The 15165-nt window shown below is 69.5% G+C and carries 22 protein-coding genes; 14 read left to right on the top strand and 8 right to left on the bottom strand.

What is annotated here, in order from left to right; translation table 11 throughout:
- The first annotated feature begins 142 nt into the window (after positions 1-142).
- Positions 143-934, top strand: a complete 792-nt coding sequence (locus BJF79_RS48800; RefSeq protein ID WP_075907396.1) for an alpha/beta hydrolase — start codon at positions 143-145, stop codon at positions 932-934.
- 100 nt (positions 935-1034) lie between these two features.
- Positions 1035-1547, top strand: a complete 513-nt coding sequence (locus BJF79_RS48795) for a hypothetical protein (RefSeq protein WP_075907378.1) — start codon at positions 1035-1037, stop codon at positions 1545-1547.
- Positions 1548-1558: 11 nt separating this feature from the next.
- Here the strand turns inward: BJF79_RS48795 and BJF79_RS48790 are convergent, their stop codons facing one another.
- From BJF79_RS48790 to BJF79_RS68185, 3 genes are read right to left on the bottom strand one after another with little or no spacing between them, the layout of a single operon-like run.
- Complete coding sequence (locus BJF79_RS48790; RefSeq protein ID WP_143221017.1) at positions 1559-1945, bottom strand: hypothetical protein; 387 nt, start codon at positions 1943-1945, stop codon at positions 1559-1561.
- A 13-nt stretch (positions 1946-1958) separates the two neighbouring features.
- On the bottom strand, positions 1959-2303 hold the full coding sequence (locus tag BJF79_RS48785; RefSeq protein ID WP_075907376.1) for a hypothetical protein: 345 nt from the start codon (positions 2301-2303) through the stop codon (positions 1959-1961).
- Entirely contained in the window at positions 2291-2689 is a 399-nt protein-coding gene (locus BJF79_RS68185) for an ATP-binding protein (protein ID WP_075907375.1), read from the bottom strand. Before BJF79_RS68185 ends, BJF79_RS48785 begins: the two co-directional genes overlap by 13 nt.
- A 153-nt stretch (positions 2690-2842) precedes the next feature.
- On the opposite strand from BJF79_RS68185, the gene BJF79_RS48775 reads away from it, so the two are divergent.
- The 3 genes from BJF79_RS48775 to BJF79_RS48765 are packed head-to-tail and all read left to right on the top strand — an operon-like array spanning position 2843 to position 4043.
- Positions 2843-3652 (top strand): helix-turn-helix domain-containing protein, encoded by an 810-nt coding sequence (locus tag BJF79_RS48775; protein WP_075907395.1) that lies wholly within the window; start codon positions 2843-2845, stop codon positions 3650-3652.
- On the top strand, positions 3643-3828 hold the full coding sequence (locus BJF79_RS48770; RefSeq protein ID WP_075907374.1) for a DUF397 domain-containing protein: 186 nt from the start codon (positions 3643-3645) through the stop codon (positions 3826-3828). Before BJF79_RS48775 ends, BJF79_RS48770 begins: the two co-directional genes overlap by 10 nt.
- Positions 3829-3836: 8 nt before the next feature.
- Entirely contained in the window at positions 3837-4043 is a 207-nt protein-coding gene (locus tag BJF79_RS48765) for a DUF397 domain-containing protein (RefSeq protein WP_410050239.1), read from the top strand.
- A 102-nt stretch (positions 4044-4145) separates the two neighbouring features.
- On the opposite strand, the gene BJF79_RS48760 is transcribed toward BJF79_RS48765, so the two are convergent.
- Positions 4146-5354, bottom strand: coding sequence for a serine hydrolase domain-containing protein (locus tag BJF79_RS48760; protein WP_262403688.1), 1209 nt, complete (start codon positions 5352-5354; stop codon positions 4146-4148).
- 382 nt (positions 5355-5736) lie between these two features.
- Here BJF79_RS48760 and BJF79_RS48755 point away from each other — a divergent pair, with 382 nt between their 5' ends.
- From BJF79_RS48755 to BJF79_RS56870, 4 genes are all read left to right on the top strand, one after another.
- Entirely contained in the window at positions 5737-6471 is a 735-nt protein-coding gene (locus tag BJF79_RS48755; RefSeq protein ID WP_075907371.1) for a DUF6882 domain-containing protein, read from the top strand.
- Between the two features lie 57 nt (positions 6472-6528).
- Positions 6529-7296, top strand: a complete 768-nt coding sequence (locus BJF79_RS48750; protein WP_075907370.1) for a DUF4352 domain-containing protein — start codon at positions 6529-6531, stop codon at positions 7294-7296.
- Between the two features lie 77 nt (positions 7297-7373).
- Positions 7374-7736 carry a cupin domain-containing protein gene (locus BJF79_RS48745; protein WP_075907369.1) on the top strand — a complete coding sequence of 121 codons (363 nt, stop codon included), beginning with the start codon at positions 7374-7376 and terminating at the stop codon, positions 7734-7736.
- Between the two features lie 436 nt (positions 7737-8172).
- Positions 8173-8334: a hypothetical protein gene (locus BJF79_RS56870; RefSeq protein WP_158079535.1), complete on the top strand. Its 162-nt coding sequence runs from the start codon at positions 8173-8175 to the stop codon at positions 8332-8334.
- Positions 8335-8342: 8 nt separating this feature from the next.
- Here the strand turns inward: BJF79_RS56870 and BJF79_RS48735 are convergent, their stop codons facing one another.
- Complete coding sequence (locus BJF79_RS48735; protein WP_075907367.1) at positions 8343-8918, bottom strand: dihydrofolate reductase family protein; 576 nt, start codon at positions 8916-8918, stop codon at positions 8343-8345.
- Between the two features lie 61 nt (positions 8919-8979).
- On the bottom strand, positions 8980-9420 hold the full coding sequence (locus BJF79_RS48730; RefSeq protein WP_075907366.1) for a MarR family winged helix-turn-helix transcriptional regulator: 441 nt from the start codon (positions 9418-9420) through the stop codon (positions 8980-8982).
- A 174-nt stretch (positions 9421-9594) separates the two neighbouring features.
- Between BJF79_RS48730 and BJF79_RS48725 the strand changes: the two genes are divergently transcribed.
- Both BJF79_RS48725 and BJF79_RS65015 read left to right on the top strand, forming a co-directional pair.
- The gene (locus tag BJF79_RS48725) at positions 9595-10662 is read left to right on the top strand and encodes an MFS transporter (protein WP_262403687.1); all 1068 of its coding nucleotides are present in this window, start codon (positions 9595-9597) and stop codon (positions 10660-10662) included.
- Positions 10650-11060, top strand: a complete 411-nt coding sequence (locus BJF79_RS65015; RefSeq protein ID WP_262403686.1) for a hypothetical protein — start codon at positions 10650-10652, stop codon at positions 11058-11060. Before BJF79_RS48725 ends, BJF79_RS65015 begins: the two co-directional genes overlap by 13 nt.
- Before the next feature lie 55 nt (positions 11061-11115).
- Here the strand turns inward: BJF79_RS65015 and BJF79_RS48720 are convergent, their stop codons facing one another.
- Positions 11116-11685 carry a TetR/AcrR family transcriptional regulator gene (locus BJF79_RS48720; protein WP_075907365.1) on the bottom strand — a complete coding sequence of 190 codons (570 nt, stop codon included), beginning with the start codon at positions 11683-11685 and terminating at the stop codon, positions 11116-11118.
- A 129-nt stretch (positions 11686-11814) separates the two neighbouring features.
- Here BJF79_RS48720 and BJF79_RS48715 point away from each other — a divergent pair, with 129 nt between their 5' ends.
- The 3 genes from BJF79_RS48715 to BJF79_RS48705 are packed head-to-tail and all read left to right on the top strand — an operon-like array spanning position 11815 to position 14415.
- Entirely contained in the window at positions 11815-12834 is a 1020-nt protein-coding gene (locus BJF79_RS48715) for an aldo/keto reductase (protein WP_075907364.1), read from the top strand.
- An 11-nt stretch (positions 12835-12845) separates the two neighbouring features.
- Positions 12846-13709 (top strand): LLM class flavin-dependent oxidoreductase, encoded by an 864-nt coding sequence (locus BJF79_RS48710; RefSeq protein WP_075907363.1) that lies wholly within the window; start codon positions 12846-12848, stop codon positions 13707-13709.
- A 16-nt stretch (positions 13710-13725) separates the two neighbouring features.
- Positions 13726-14415, top strand: coding sequence for a class I SAM-dependent DNA methyltransferase (locus BJF79_RS48705; RefSeq protein WP_075907394.1), 690 nt, complete (start codon positions 13726-13728; stop codon positions 14413-14415).
- On the opposite strand, the gene BJF79_RS56865 is transcribed toward BJF79_RS48705, so the two are convergent.
- A partial coding sequence (locus BJF79_RS56865; protein ID WP_075907362.1) for a hypothetical protein occupies positions 14378-15165 on the bottom strand: 788 nt, incomplete at its 5' end. The genes BJF79_RS48705 and BJF79_RS56865 overlap by 38 nt on opposite strands.

The raw sequence follows: 15165 nt of genomic DNA, 5'->3' as shown, positions 1-15165 counted from the left end.
TGACCGCCCGACCCCGACTTGCGACATTCTCGGCACGAGCGTCACGAAAACGCGACGCTCGCGACCCCCGTCGCCTCTCCCGAGGAGGTTCTCTGTGAGACGTCGCATCTCGAAGGCCGTCACCGTGCTCGCGGGCGTGCTGATGGCCGGCGCGCTCGTCCAGGCACCGGCCGCTCCCGCGTACGCCGCGCCCGGCGGTTCGGGCCCGTACCCCGCCGACTACGAGACGTCCTGGCGGCTCCCCGACCACACGATCTACCGCCCGACGAACGTCCCCGACGGCGTTCAGCTCCCCGTCCTGGCCTGGGGCAACGGCGCCTGCCGCGCCGACGGCACCTGGTTCGAGAACATCCTCAAGGAGTTCGCCTCGCACGGCTTCCTCGTCATCGCCAACGGCAGCCCGGGCGGCTGGGGCAGCACCGACGCCGACATGCTGACCGAGTCCATCGACTGGGCGATCGAGGAGAACGACCGGCTCTTCAGCGACCTGCGCGGCAAGATCGACACCGACAGCATCGCCGTCGCCGGTCAGTCCTGCGGCGGCCTGGAAGCCTACGAGGTCTCCGCCGCCGACCCCCGCGTCGACACCACGATGATCTTCAACAGCGGAATGCTGGACGACGCGAACAACGACCAGCTCGCGAACCTGCACGCCCCCATCGCCTACATCGTCGGCGGCCCCAGCGACATCGCCTACGAGAACGCGATGGACGACTGGAACCGCATCCCGTCCGGCCTGCCCGCCTTCATGGGCAACCTGGACGTCGGCCACTTCGGCACCTTCAGTGAACCCAACGGCGGCGAGTTCGGCCGCGTCGGCTCCGCCTGGCTCAAGTGGCGCCTGAATGGCGACGCCACCGCGGGCGCCCTCTTCACCGGCTCGAACTGCGGCCTGTGCAAGACCGACTGGACCATCCAGCGCCGCAACCTCTGACCCGCCCGGCGCGGGCGGCCCACCCCGGGCCGCCCGCCGCCGAACGTCCGGACCCGCAAGCCATCGGCCGCCTTGCTGGTCGGCATCGCACAATGGGGTCATGACGCAGGAGCCTTCACATACCGCCAGCCTCGACCCGCTCATCGCACGCGTGATCGACGAATGCGGCGAGGTGGTAATTATGGAGCTGGATGCGGACAGGGTCGAAGAACTGATTCAACGCCTCGGCCCGGCCCTCGACGCGGCGCTCGGCGACGAGTTCACCGAGGTCACGGTGCGAATTGTGCTGGGATCGGCATGCACGACCGCAGCGAAGGCCATCGATCATTTCGTCGCCGCGCTGCAATTGCCGTATGGGGCGACGCAGGGGTGGACGGATTTCAGGGAGGCCCTGGACGATCGTTCCGCCAAGGCGGAATGCGTCGTTGTCGTCAATGCCTCGCAACTGCTCAAGTACGAGGACTACGACCTGTGGCAAGAGTTGGTCGACAACCTCCACCACGATCAGCGGTCCGGGTGTCTCTACCGAGGATGGAACACGCTGGTGCTGGTCGACACCCCAAACGGGTGGAGCGAATGGGCGTTCAGGTCTTACACCGCCGAAGAGAGATAGGCCTTCGCTCGTCAAGCCGCTTGCCGCGCCGGCCCCACGCCGTGGGCGAGACGTCGGCAGGCGGCCGCGAGCCGGGCGAGGAGGCCGGGGCGCCGATTGTGGACGGCTTCGCGACGAGGTGCGGTCCAGGTGCCGTCCCGTCGCCGCGCGGTCGTGGGCGGGACGGAACGCGGCGGACCGAGGGCGGCGTGGAGCCGACGGGCGAGACCGGCGGCGTTCTTCGCCTCGACCAGCCGATCGGGGAGTAAGGCCCACAGCGAGCCGCTGAACTCGCCGTGCCAGATGCAGATGCCGGGGAACGCCTGGTGCAGGCGGGCGAGTGCCGCATCGATGTCGGCGTCCAGCTCGATGCCGGAGCCATCCGGCAGGTCGCGCAAATGAAAGTCGTCGGGGTGCATGGTGTGCCTCGATTCATCGGGTCGCTGGGGACATGCGGCAGGTGAGGATGTGGTCCACCAGCTCGGCGGCGCCCTCGGCGTCGCCGCACGGGCAGAGGTAGCGGCTTCCGGCCTGGTGGTAACCCCAGGACCCGCCGGGCATCGCGCGGACGCCGACCGCGAGGCCCGCGCGGTCGTGAGGGGCGGACGGGAACACGCACAACACCGGCGGCCGGGCTCGGTACAGCTCGACGCAGCGGTATCCCCTCGGACGGAGCGCACCGGCGAGCGCGTCCAGGTAGCGGATCGCCGTCGACCGCCCCCACCACGTGCGCCAGGCCAGAACGACGGATTCCGCCCGAACGGTCAGAGCGCGCACCGCACCCACACGACCTTGCCGGTCTCGTAGAGCGGACGGACGCCCCACGCCTGCACGAGTTCGATGATCAGCGGCAGCCCGCGACCGCTCGTCGCGCCGTGGTCTTCCGGACGGACGACGGGCAGCGCGTCCCCCTCGTCCCACACCTCCACGTACACGACGGTCTTGGCCTCGTCGGGGAAGACCCGCACGACGATATGACCGAATCCAACGTGTTTGTAGGAATTGGTAACCAATTCCGTAACTACGAGCCGCCCAGCGAAGTCGTCACCAACGCCGAGTTCCTCGAACTGCTCGACGAGAAACCGCCGAGCGCGCGCGGGCGCCCGGTCGGAAGGCGTGAGGACGAGCGTAGGCGTCTCCGCCGAGAGAACCGCATCTGACATCGGGAGATCCCTTCGCGAGGTGCCCGGTCGTTCCTCTCAGTAGGGCATGCATAAACGGCCGATGACTGTTAACGTGCAGAAAGAAGGAACATCCTGATGTTGATCTTCTGCTAGCGGTTATGGGTAGTACCCGCCAGTTAAGGAGTCGTGATCATGGGAACCCCTCGTCGACGTGCAGTTTCGTCTCCTGCGCTGGCCGCGTTCGGACGCCAGTTCAAGCGCTACCGGGAACGCGCCGAGTTGAGTCAGTCGCGCGCCGCCAACCGGGTCGGCATGACCGCGTCCTACATCTCGCAGATCGAAAGCGGGAAAAAACGGTGCAAACGGAGCCTCGTCGAGGCCCTGGATCCCGAGTTCAAGGCGGGTGGAGTGCTCCTCAACCTCTACGACGACCTGAACGGTGAGGGGACCTTAGGGGTACCGACGTGGTTCGACTGGCCCGAAGTGGAGGCCGAGGCGGAGCTGCTGGTTACCTGGCAACCGAACATCGTCCCAGGGCTCCTCCAGACTGAGGACTATGCCCGGACCCTTTTGGGTGCGGAGGAGACGCTCCGAGCTCGCATGGCTCGGCAAGAGATCATCATGCGAGACACTCCTCCTCCGGTCTCCATGATCGCGTTGCTGAGCGATCACGTCCTCAACAACATCGTCGGCTCGCGCAAGATCATGCAAGCGCAGCTAGAGCACCTGCTGACCATGGGGTCGCTACCGAACGTGACTATCCAGGTCGTCTTGAATGAGGAAGGCGTACCGGCAGGGCAGGGAGGATCATTCGTCCTGGCCACGATGAAAGACCGAAGCGAGATAGCCTACCTCGAAACTGCGGTACGTGGAATTACTACCGATGAGCCCCGGGACATTGTGGGACTGGCTCGTACACTCGATGCGTTGAGAGGCAGCGCGTTGCCGACAAGTATGTCGCGGAACGTGATTAGGAAGACCTTGGAGGAGACATGGACATGAGTAACGCCGTCTGGCGCAAGGCGAAGAGGAGTGCGGAGCACGGCGGAGACTGCGTAGAGGTTGCGTCCGTGGTCGACACTGTTGCTGTTCGTGACAGCAAGGATCCGGACGGTCCGAAGCTCGTGGTGAGCCGCCGCGACTTCCGGCGCATCGCCGAGCTGCTCAAGAGTTCCTGAACGTCGTTGTGTCCATCAACGCTGGTGGGAATATGAATCTGCATGTGGCCTGGCGTAAGGCGAGCCGCAGTACCTCGAACGGCGGCGAGTGCGTCGAGGTAGCCGATGCTTCTAGCATCGTGGCCGTTCGTGACAGCAAGGATCCGGATGGCCCGAAGCTCGTGGTGAGCCGCCGCGACTTCCGGCGCTTCGCTGAGGCGATCAAGACGCACTGACCCCTCGGACGCCCCGCGTTCATCGGCAGCAAGTGCCGTACGCCGACTCGCGCGCCTGGCCGAGTGCACGCTCGGCCGGGCGCGCGGCGCCGGTGGTACGCGTCAGGTGGACGGCTCGCAGAGGGCCCGGTCGACGAGTCTCGCGGCGGCGGCGTCCTTCGCTACCTCGGTGTTCTCGTCGAGGGTTTCGGTGGAGATCGCCACGACGACGCTGCGCCGACCGTCCGGCGTGACGCCGAGACGGTTGGAGACCCCGAGCGAGTCGCCGCCGTGGTGCCAGTAGCCGCCGCCGCAGCTCAGCGGGCTCCATTCCAGGCCGAGGCCGTATCGCCCGCTCCCCTCGGTGTTCCCCGGTTCCCGCTCCGGAACGGTCTTCATCATCTCGGCCAGCTGGTCGGGCGGCAGGAGCCGTCCGCCCATGAGGGCGCGGAAGAAGCGGCCCACGTCGCGGGTGGTGCCGACCAGGCCGCCGTCGGCGTACCGGTCGGCCGTCAGGGTGACGTCGTACAGCCGGTCGTCGTCGAGGAAGCGCTGGTAGGCCGTCACGTGCGGAGACGGGAAGCCGCGCGGGTCGGGCGGGACCGCGGTGTCGTTCAGTTTCAGCGGCCGGGTGATCCGGGCGCGCACCTCCTGCTCCCATGTGCGTCCGGTCACCCGCTCGACGATCATGCCGGCGAGGATGTAGTTGGTGTTGGAGTACGACCAGCGCTGCTCGTCGGGTCCCTCGGGCACCCAGTTCGGCCGGTGCCGCATGGCCATCGCGACCAGTTCCTCGGGCCGGTGCGTACGGAACCGCTCCCGGGAGAAGCCCTGGTATCCCTCGGCGAGCAACGCCTTGTACATCGGCATATCGAGGATGTACTCGTGCAGCCCGCTGTTGTGCCGAAGCAGTTGACGGACCGTGATCTCGCGCCCGTCGTTGCCGTTGCCCGCGACCACCCCGGGGAGCCAGCGTTCGACCGGGTCTTCCAGCGAAAGCCGACCCTCGGCCACCAACTGCAGGAGCACCACGGCGACGTAGGTCTTGGTGGTGCTCCCGATCCGGTAGTGCGCGTTGCGCGGTACCGGCCGCCCGGTGGCCAGATCCGCCACCCCGGACCGGACGGTACGCGCGGTGCGGCCGTCGGTCGCCTCCGCCCAGGCGCCCGTGACCCCATGCTTCCGGACCGCGTCGAGATCGGCCTGCAGCCGGGAGCGGTCGGGTGCCGCCTCCGCGCGTCCGGGTGCGCCCACCGGTGCGCAGAGGGCGACCAGGCCCGCCAGCATCGCCGCTGACCGGACGCGTCGCCTACCGGCTCGCCTCACGTTCACGATTCCCCCTGATGTCTGGACCGCTGACCACGCTAAACACGTCCGGGCCGCGATTCATTAGGGCTGGCAATACTCCTTGCGTATGGCTGGCTATACCCCCGCGGCGCATGGGCGGACGGTCGCTTCGGCGGCTCGTCCGTCCACTCTGCGGCCGCGAAACCCCCGGCCCTGGTAGCGCGTGGGCTTTGTCTGCCGAGAAAAGGGCGCGGAGTCCCTTCTCGAACGGCGCCGGACGTCAGGCGGCGTCGGCGTCGCTCGGCGGATCTCTACGAGGGGGTGGCCGATGCCCGTCACGAGCGGGTTCGGCGAGGCATCGATGAGCTCTCAGCTGATTGACCGCTATACGTCCACGTCAGGCTGCTCGTGCCACTAGCCTGCCCGCATGTCCGAAGTGATCACACTCGCCAACGTTCTCGACGATGCGGCGATCTACTCCCTTGAGCACCAGGTGCGCCTCGAAGAGGTCGTCGGTGAGCACAGCTGGCACGTCAACATGCAGGAGGGGCGGTTCGAGTTCTCCGGGAGCCGCAACCTGGTCTGCAGCCGCGTCCACCTGCTCGGCAGCGCGGCACCCGGGCCGCAGTCGTGGTTGTGGGCCTGGGCGAACCCCTCCGGCTACCCCGAGTCGCTCACGGCGCACTCCGCGCGGGTGCGCGACTTCGGGCAGCAGCACGGCATCGAGCAGCTCGCCGCCGCGGAGGTCCCGTTCGACGCGCTGCCCGGCGGCCCCGCCGAGCCGAGGTTCGAGCCCGCCCGCGTGACCGGGGCGTTGCTGGACGCGGCGAAGGTCGTGTCGGGTTGCTGGACGTCGTACCACGCCGACGTCGGCCAGGGCACCCGCGCCGCGTTCCTCGTCGAGCACCCGGAGTTCGGGCTGCCGGCGCCCGAGTTCCCCCGCGTCATGCGCGTGTTGCAGCAGTCGATCGCGGAGCTGCCGCTGAACGATCACCGCCGCGCGATCCACTCGTACGCGCGGTTGCGGGGGCTCGCCGCGGCGTTCACGCCCGACCACGCCAAGTTGACCGTTACCGGCCCCGATTTCACGATCGGAATCGAATTCGACCAGTACAACCGGGTCGGCGAGATCAGCGCGCGTTCCGGAGCCGAAACGGTCTGACCCGTTCCGTCGAAATGAAGTCGATCTTTGTCGGTGGCGGGTCGTACGCTGCCACGGGTGTCGGACCCCCAGGTAACGCGCCCGGATCCCGTCGGCCCGGACGGATGGCCCTTCATCGACGAGTCGGCGGGTCCGGCTCCGCAGCCGATCGGCGTCGTGCGCCGCATACTGCAGGCGTTCGGCGCCATCGCCGGAGTGCAGTTCCTGGCCGCGGCGATCGCCCTGCTGGTGCTGACGAGCTACCGGCGGGCGGCCGCGGACTGGCTGCTTCCGCTCTTGGCGGTCGCCGATTTGCTTGTGAGCGTGCAGATCGGCTGGCTCGCGATTCGCGACATCCGGCTCGCGGGCAGGCGAACGGCCTGGCCCCGGTTCGTCCTGACGTTCCTGGTCGTGGCGTTTCTGGTGGGAGCCGGGGGTGCGGGGCACGCGGTGAACCGGTATCTGAATCGTCCGGTGGAAGCGGCTTTCGACTCCTCGGTCACTGATGGTGATGTCAGATTTACCGTGTCGGCTCCCGAATGCGGTCGGAAGGTCAAGCGGATCGTCGTTCGCGGTGTGATGTGCCGCATCCGGTTGACCGTGGCCAATGCGGGGTCGGCGGAAGCGCGCTTCGACGCGCGGATACAGCGGCTGCACGGGGATGGGGCAGAGCATCTCGGCGTGCTTCTCGCGAAGGGACGCACCACGCGTGCGTTCTGGGCCTTGCAGGCCGGCGCGTCCGTCCGGGGATACCTCGTCTTCGACGTTCCGCACGGGTTCGTGCCGCGCGCCCTCGACCTGCACGCCGCCGACGGGAGCAGGGGTTTGCGGTTCTCTGTGAGCTAGGGATCTACTCCCGTTTTCTTGTGTGCGTCCCGCGACAGGAGAAGTGTGGGAAGCGGTGATGGAAAAAGGGGGCCATCATGATAGACAGCAAGAGCATCGAGAAGCCGGACGAGCGTCGCGACTTCCCCAAGGGGCACCTGGAGGTCGTCGAGCTGCCGGGGCTGGTCTTCGGAAGGGCGACCTTCGAGCCCGGCTGGCGCTGGACGGAGTCGCTGAAGGACATCACGGGCACCGACCTGTGCGAGGTCCACCACAACGGCTACGTCGTCAAGGGCAGGATCCACGTGCGCATGGAGGACGGCACCGAGGAGGAGGCCGGTCCCGGGGACGTGTTCGTGGTGTCGCCCGGTCACGACGCCTGGACGGTCGGCGACGAACCCTGCGTGGTGTTCGACTTCGCCGGAGGTATCGGCGTGTACGCGAAGGCGTCCGAAGGCTGACCGGACTGACCCGCGACGCCGCGTGTCGCGGCCGTCCGTTTTGTGTCCTACCTCCTGAAGATTTTGAAGACCAGGTAAGTGAGCGCCAGGATGATGTCTACCGCCACCCAGAGCGCGATGATTAGCCCGACTCCGATCGCTGTTCCCGCCTCGCAAGCACCCTTGGAGTCAGGTGAGCACTCGCCGCCCGAGTCGGCTCCTAAGATCACCCAGACGAGAAAAAGAAGTTGGACCACAAGGAAGATCCACGGGAATACTCGATGCCGACGTCTCGGCTCGGCCCTTGGTTGCATTTTTGCCTTTGTCATCTCCGAGTCCTCTCAAGGCTTAGTTTCCAGTAGGACCCTGCAAGAGTTGACGGGCAACCTTAAATTCGGGAAACTTGCCCCAAAGAACTGTAAAGTAGATCTGTTCGTCGGGGAGCGGGTCGCGGGGTGTGACGTCGCTGGACGCGCTGGAGTTCGACTGGTCGTGCGGGTTCGCCCGGTTCGAGATCGCGGTTTGGAACCCCGAACGCATCTGGTTCGGCGAGGAGGAGATGGCCGCGCTCGCGAAGGCGCTCGGGCGTTCCGTCCGGCAGATCAGGGCTCATATTTGACGGCAAGGTCATTCAGGTTGACGTCGGCTTGTGGCCTGGTAGCGGAGGTAGACGACTCGCGAGGCGAAGGTGCGGGTCTCGACGAGTTCGAGGTCCACCCGGTGCTCGTTCCGGGGGAAGAACGGGATTCCGCCGCCGACCAGTACCGGGTGGACCATGGTCCGGTACTCGTCGATCAGCCCGGCCGCCCCGGCGGCCAGGGTCGCGCCGCCGATCGCGATCTCGCCGTCCCCGGGCTCGGCCCGCAGCCGCTCGATCTCCTCGGCCAGGTTGCCGGAAGCTAGGCGGGTGTTGCTGCCCTGCACCGTCGACAGGGTGGTGGAGAACACGACCTTCGGGAGCCGCTTCCAGAGCGCGGTCCATTCGCGCTGGGAGTCGTCGAGGGAGGGGTCCTGGTCGGCGGTGTCCCAGTACAGCATCGTCTCGTACAGCCGTCGTCCCAGCAGGTGGACGTCGGCCTGGCGGAGGTCGTCGATCCAGAAGCGGAAGATCTCCTCGTCGGGTGCCGACCAGTCGAAGCCGCCGTCCGGCCCGACGATGTAGCCGTCGAGCGAGACGTTCATCGAATAGGTCACGGTGCGCATCGGGGCCCTCCTCGGAACGGGTTCGACGGTTATGACGGCCGGGCGCCCCGGGATTCATCGGTCACGGGCGCGGCCAGGGGCGCTGGGACAGGCGTTCGATGTCGCGGTTGAAGCGGCGCAGGTAGGCGGCGAACGCGCTGATGTCGTCGTCGCTCCAGTCGGCCATGACGCGGTCGAGGCTGCGCACGATGCTGTCGCGCTGCTCGTCCAGCAGGCGGGCGCCCTTGTCGGTGATGCGGAACTTGCGGGCGATGCCGCCGGTCGGGTCGGCGATGCGTTCGACGAGGCCCGAACGCATGGCGGCGGCCGTCTGCCGGTTCAGGGTGGACGCGTCGAGGCCGAAGGCGTCGCTCAGTTCGCCGATCGACATCGGGCCCTGGACGCGGATGCGGCTGAGCAGGACGTAGGCGCTGCGGTCCAGCGCGACGGGCCTGCGGCGCAGCAGTTCGTGCCGGCTGAGGAGCATCTGCTCGTACTCGACCTCGTAGGTGGGGCGGGTCATGGGGCGTCCGTCTCCTTCCGGTGCACTGGCCTGTGTGAGCAGCATCCCATGCTGATGTGCATCTACCACATTCTATGTACGGTACAGTCTATGTGTACGATGCATATTCGTGTCCGGGTGTGCGGCCTCGGGCTCGAGACCTGAACGGTGACACTCAGTCGAGGAGCTCCTTCCATGCAAGATTCCGTGCCCACGGCACGTGTGGGGGGCGTGGTCGCCACGCTCGCCCTGGCGGGCACCACCGCCGCCATCATGCAGACGCTGGTGACCCCGCTCATCGCGGATCTGCCGAAGATCCTCAACACCTCGTCGTCCAACGCCGCCTGGGTGGTCACGGTGACCCTGCTGGCGGGGGCCGTGTGCGTGCCGGTGTCCGGACGGCTCGGCGACCTGCTGGGCAAGCGCACGATGCTCCTCGCCTGCTCGGTGCCGCTGATCGCGGGGTCGATCGTGTGCGCGCTGGCGTCCTCGGTCGTCCCGATGATCATCGGACGGGGGCTGCAGGGCGTCGGGATGGGCATGGTGCCGCTCGGCATCGCCCTGCTGCGCGACGTCGTCCCGATGGAGCGGCTCAGCACGTCGATCGCGCTGGTCAGCGCCTCGATGGGGATCGGCGGCGGGCTCGGCCTGCCGATCGCGGCCGCGGTCGCCGAGTTCGCGAGCTGGCGCGTGCTGTTCTGGGCTTCGGCCGTCCTCGCCCTGGTCATCGCCGCGATGATCTGGTTCCTGATCCCGTCCGTGCCGCCCGCCGCGAAGGGGCAGCGGTTCGACGGGGTCGGCGCGGTGGGCCTCGCGATCGGGCTCGTCTCGTTCCTGCTGGCCCTGTCCAAGGGCGGCGACTGGGGCTGGGGCTCCGGGACGACGATCGCGCTGTTCGCCGTCGCCGTCGTGGCCCTGCTGGCGTGGGGCGCGTGGGAACTGCGGACGCGCGAGCCGATCGTCGACCTGCGCAGCACGGCGCGTCCCCGGACGCTGCTGACGAACGTGGCGTCGATCTTCGTCGGGGTCGGCATGTACTCGGCGATGCTGGTGGTGCCGCAGCTCCTGCAGTTCCCCGAGGCGACCGGTTACGGCCTCGGCCAGTCGATGCTCGCGGCGGGCCTGTGGATGGCGCCCGGCGGCGTCATGATGATGATCGTCTCGCCGCTCGGCGGGCGTCTCACCAACGCCCGCGGTCCGAAGTTCACCCTGGTCAGCGGCATCCTGGTGCTGGCGCTCGGGTACGGCGCATGCTGGGCCTGATGGGGACGGCGTGGGGCCTGATGGTCGGCCTCATGATCATCAACAGCGGGGTGGGGCTGGCCTACGGCGCGATGCCCGCGCTCATCCTGGGCTCGGTCCCGCAGGAGGAGAGCGCCTCCGCCAACGCGTTCAACACGCTGATGCGCTCGCTCGGCACCTCGATCGGCGCCGCCGCCGTGGGTGTCGTCCTGGCGGAGATGACCACGACGATGGGCGGACACTCGTTCGCGTCCGAGAACGGCTTCCGGGTCGCCCTGCTGGGCGGCTGCGGGGTCGCCCTGGTCGCGGCGCTGATCGCCGCGGCGATCCCGGCGGCCAAGTCCGCCGCCCGGTCCGGCGGCCGCGGCAGGCACGCCGCGGTGGACACCGGGGCCGAGCAGGTCGACAGCCTGCGCTGACACCGGTGTTTCCTGGCCCGCCCGCCGCGATCCCGCGGCGGGCGGGCCTTTCGCGTCACGTCCGCAGGCCCGCGATGAGGAGCGCGACCAGGCGGCGCGCGTCGTAGTCCGGGTCGCTGTCGGCGCCGATGCACAGGTTGCCGACGCCGCGCATGAGTTCGTACGCCTTCAGGCCGGGGGAGATCTCGCCCGCGGCGACGGCGGCTTCGAGCAGCCGGGTGCAGACGGGCACGAGGCGGTCGAGGAAGTAGGCGTGCAGGGTCTCGAAGCCCGCGCTGTCGGACCGCAGGGCCGCCGCGAGCCCGTGCTTGGTGACGAGGAAGTCGACGAACAGGTCGATCCAGCGCGCCAGGGCGGCGTGCGGGGAGGCGGCGGATTCGAGCAGGGCCGGGCCCGCTTCGGCGGTCGACTCGACCTGGTGCCGGTAGACGGCGATGATCAGGTCCGCCCGCGTCGGGAAGTGCCGGTAGATCGTCGCCGTCCCGACACCGGCCCTGGCCGCGATGTCGCGCACCGGCGCCTCCACGCCCGACTCGACGAACAGCGCGGCGGCCGCGTCGAGCAGGGTCTCCTTGTTGCGCCGGGCGTCCGCCCGCTTGGGACGGGCCGCGCCCTCGTCGTTCATCGTTCCCCCTGCCGCTCCGGTTGCTAAACGGGACACTGTTCCGTATCGTCAAACGGGACACGGTTCCGTTTGCTCATTCTTGCAGAGCGGGGGACCGGTGGCCAAGCCATGCGTTGACAAGGAGCAGACATGCAGTACCGCACTCTGGGCCGGACGGGCGTCCAGGTCAGCACCCTCGCGCTCGGCGCGATGAACTTCGGCAGCATCGGCCGCACCACCCAGGACGAGGCGACCGCCATCGTCGATGCCGCCCTCGAAGGCGGGGTCAACCTCATCGACACCGCCGACATGTACGGGCAGGGCGAGTCGGAGGAGATGGTCGGCAGGGCCATCGCCGGACGGCGCGACGACATCGTCCTCGCGACGAAGGCGAACATGCCGATGGGCGACGAGCGCAACCACCAGGGCAGCTCGCGCCGCTGGCTGTACAAGGCGCTGGACGACAGCCTGCGCCGGCTCGGCGTCGACCACGTCGACCTCTACCAGATCCACCGCTGGGACCCGGCGACGGGCGACGAGGAGACGCTGTCGGCCCTCACCGACCTGCAGCGCGCGGGCAAGATCCGCTACTTCGGCTCGTCGACGTTCCCCGCCTACCGGATCGTCGAGGCCCAGTGGGCGTCCCGCGAGCACCGGCTCGGCCGCTACGTCACCGAACAGCCCAGCTACTCGATCCTGCAGCGCGGCATCGAAGCCGACGTGCTGCCGGTCGCCGAGCAGTACGGGATGGGCGTGCTGGCGTGGAGCCCGCTGGCGTCCGGCTGGCTGTCGGGCGCGGTCCGCGCGGGTCGGGAGATCGCCACCAGCCGTTCCAAGTCGCTGCCGGAACGCTTCGACACCGCGCTGCCCCACAACCGGGCGAGGCTCGACGCCGTCGAGCGGCTGGCGAAGGTCGCCGACGGGGCGGGCCTGACGATGATCCGGCTGGCGCTCGGGTTCGTGACGGCGCATCCCGGCGTGACGAGCGCGCTCATCGGCCCCCGCACCGTGGAGCACCTGCACTCGCAGCTCGCCGCGGCCGACACGGTGCTCCCCGCCGACGTCCTGGACGAGATCGACGCGATCGTCGCCCCCGGCGTCGACCTCGCCCCGCAGGAGAAGTTCGACACCCCGCCCGCGCTGCTCGACCCGGCGCTGCGGCGCCGCTGAAGGAGGCCCCCATGCCACCCACGTTCGGCATCATGACCGCGCCCATGCAGGTCGGCTACGAAGACGTCCTGCGGGTCTGGCGCGAGGCGGACGACGTCCCCGAGATCGAGCACGCGTGGCTGTTCGACCACCTCATGCCGATCGGCGGCGACCCGGACGGGCCCGCCTTCGAGGGCTGGACGCTGCTGTCGGCCCTCGCCGCGCAGACCCGGCGGCTGCGGGTCGGCCTGCTGGTGACCAGCAACCGGTTCCGGCCGCCCGCGCTGCTCGCCAAGATCGCCACGACCGTCGACGTCGTGTCCGGCGGACGGCTCGACTTCGGCATCGGCGTCGGCTCGCGCCCCGACCACCCGCTCGCCCGGCGCGAGTACGCGGCGCACGGCCTGCCGTTCCACGACACCGCGGACGCCGTGGGGAGCCTCGCCGAAGCCTGCACGGTGATCCGCCGGTTGTGGACGGACGACGCGCCGTTCGACTTCGCCGGCGCGCACGTCCGGCTCACCGGCGCGTTCGGCAACCCCAAGCCGGTGCAGCGGCCGCACCCGCCGATCGTCATCGGCGGACGCTCGGCCGCGACGCTGCGGGTGGTCGCCGAGCACGCCGACGTGTGGAACTTCCCCGGCGACGTCCTCGGCGCCGCCGCCGAACGCGGCGCGCTCCTCGACCGGTACTGCACGGAGATCGGCCGCGACCCGGCGTCGATCGTCCGCTCGATCCCGCTGCCGGTGTCGTACGACGCGCCCGGGGCGACGCGGGACGCGATCGGCGCGGCGCTCGGCGCGGGCTTCCGGCACATCGTCCTGATGCTGCCGGGCCCCTACCCGGACGGCGTCGCCCGCTGGGCCGCCGACGAGCTCGTCCGCCCGTCGGCCTAGCCGTACGGTGGCGGGTGTGGAACCCCCGAGCTTCCTGGACGCCACGCGCGCGTCCTACGACGCCCTGGCCGCCGACTACGCCGAATGGATCCGCGACGAGCTGGCCGTCAAGCCCCTGGACCGGGCGATGCTCGACGCGTTCGCCGAGCACGTCCGTCCGGGGCCGGTGGCCGATGTCGGGTGCGGCCCCGGACGGATCACCGCGTACCTCCACGCGCGCGGCGTCCAGGCGTACGGCATCGACCTGTCCCCGCAGATGATCGAGGTGGCCCGGGAGACGTACCCGGACCTGCGGTTCGAGGTCGGCTCGATGCTCGACCCGGACCTGCCGGACGGCTCGCTGCGCGGCCTCGTCGCCTGGTACTCGATCATCCACGTGCCGGACGATCGGCTCGCGGAGGCGCTCGCCGGGTTCGGCCGCGCGCTGGCGCCCGGCGGCCATCTGCTGCTCGCGTTCCAGGCCGGGGACGGGGTGTCCCGGCAGGCGCGGGCGGGCGGGCACGCGGTCTCGCTCGACTTCCACCTCCGGTCCCCGGACGACGTCGCCGACCGGCTCGTCCGGACGGGCCTGGAGGTGCGGGCCCGGCTCGTCCGCGAGCCCGACGAGGACGGCGCGTACGCGGAGTCGTCGCCGCAGGCGTTCCTGCTGGCCCGCAAGCCGATCGGGGTCAGTCCTCCGGGAGGTCGTCGGTCCAGTTCGCGGTGATGGCCATGGTGCTGGGCGGGGCGACCCACTCCAGGCCGCCGCCGGGCTGGACGAAGAAGTTCGTGCGGGTCACCCGGCCGGTGGACGGGTCGACGACCAGCCGCGCCTCCGGCTTCGGAAGCTCGGCGGCCCCCTCCGCCCCGCGAGGGAGCGGCTCGAAGGCGGGGAACCGCAGTTCGTGGCCGCCCTCGACCTCGCCGTTGCTGCGCACGTCCGGGTGGGCGGCGATGGCGCGGAACGCGGCGGCGCGCACGTCCGGGGACGCGGGCGCGGTGGTGATCAGCGCGACGAGCGAGAGGAAGCCGAGCCGGCGCAGCCCGTCCGCGTCGGGCGTGGTGCCCGCGGGGGAGCGGAGGTCGGCGCGGGAGATGATCTCCGCGAGCCGCTTTTCGAGGGCGTCCGGCCCGGTGGGGAGGGCACGGACCTCGTCGAGGGAGAGCTCGATGTCCCCGAGTGAGAATTTCCCTGGCCGGGAGGCTTCGACCAGGCGGCCGCCGCTCCTGGGGCTCTTGGTCCACTCCCGGCCGGTCCGGGACGTCCATGTCTCGATGACGCGGGGCGCCATGCCCGGTTCGAGGTTCTTCTCGATCCAGGCCCTCTTGACGTGCCAGTACTCGGCCGTCTTCGCGGGGGCGCCGGCGGCGACGCGGCGACGAGCAGGACGTCGACCCTTGACGCCGGGGGATCCGGGGGGCTGCGGCGGCGCGGCGGCCGGGCCGGAGGCGAGGACGACGGCGGCGGCCGTGGCGG

The organism is Actinomadura sp. CNU-125, from assembly GCF_001942465.1.
In the GTDB taxonomy this organism is placed as follows: Bacteria; Actinomycetota; Actinomycetes; order Streptosporangiales; family Streptosporangiaceae; genus Spirillospora.
Note: the sequence above shows the minus strand (reverse complement) of the source record. Positions and strands in the feature narration are given on the sequence as shown.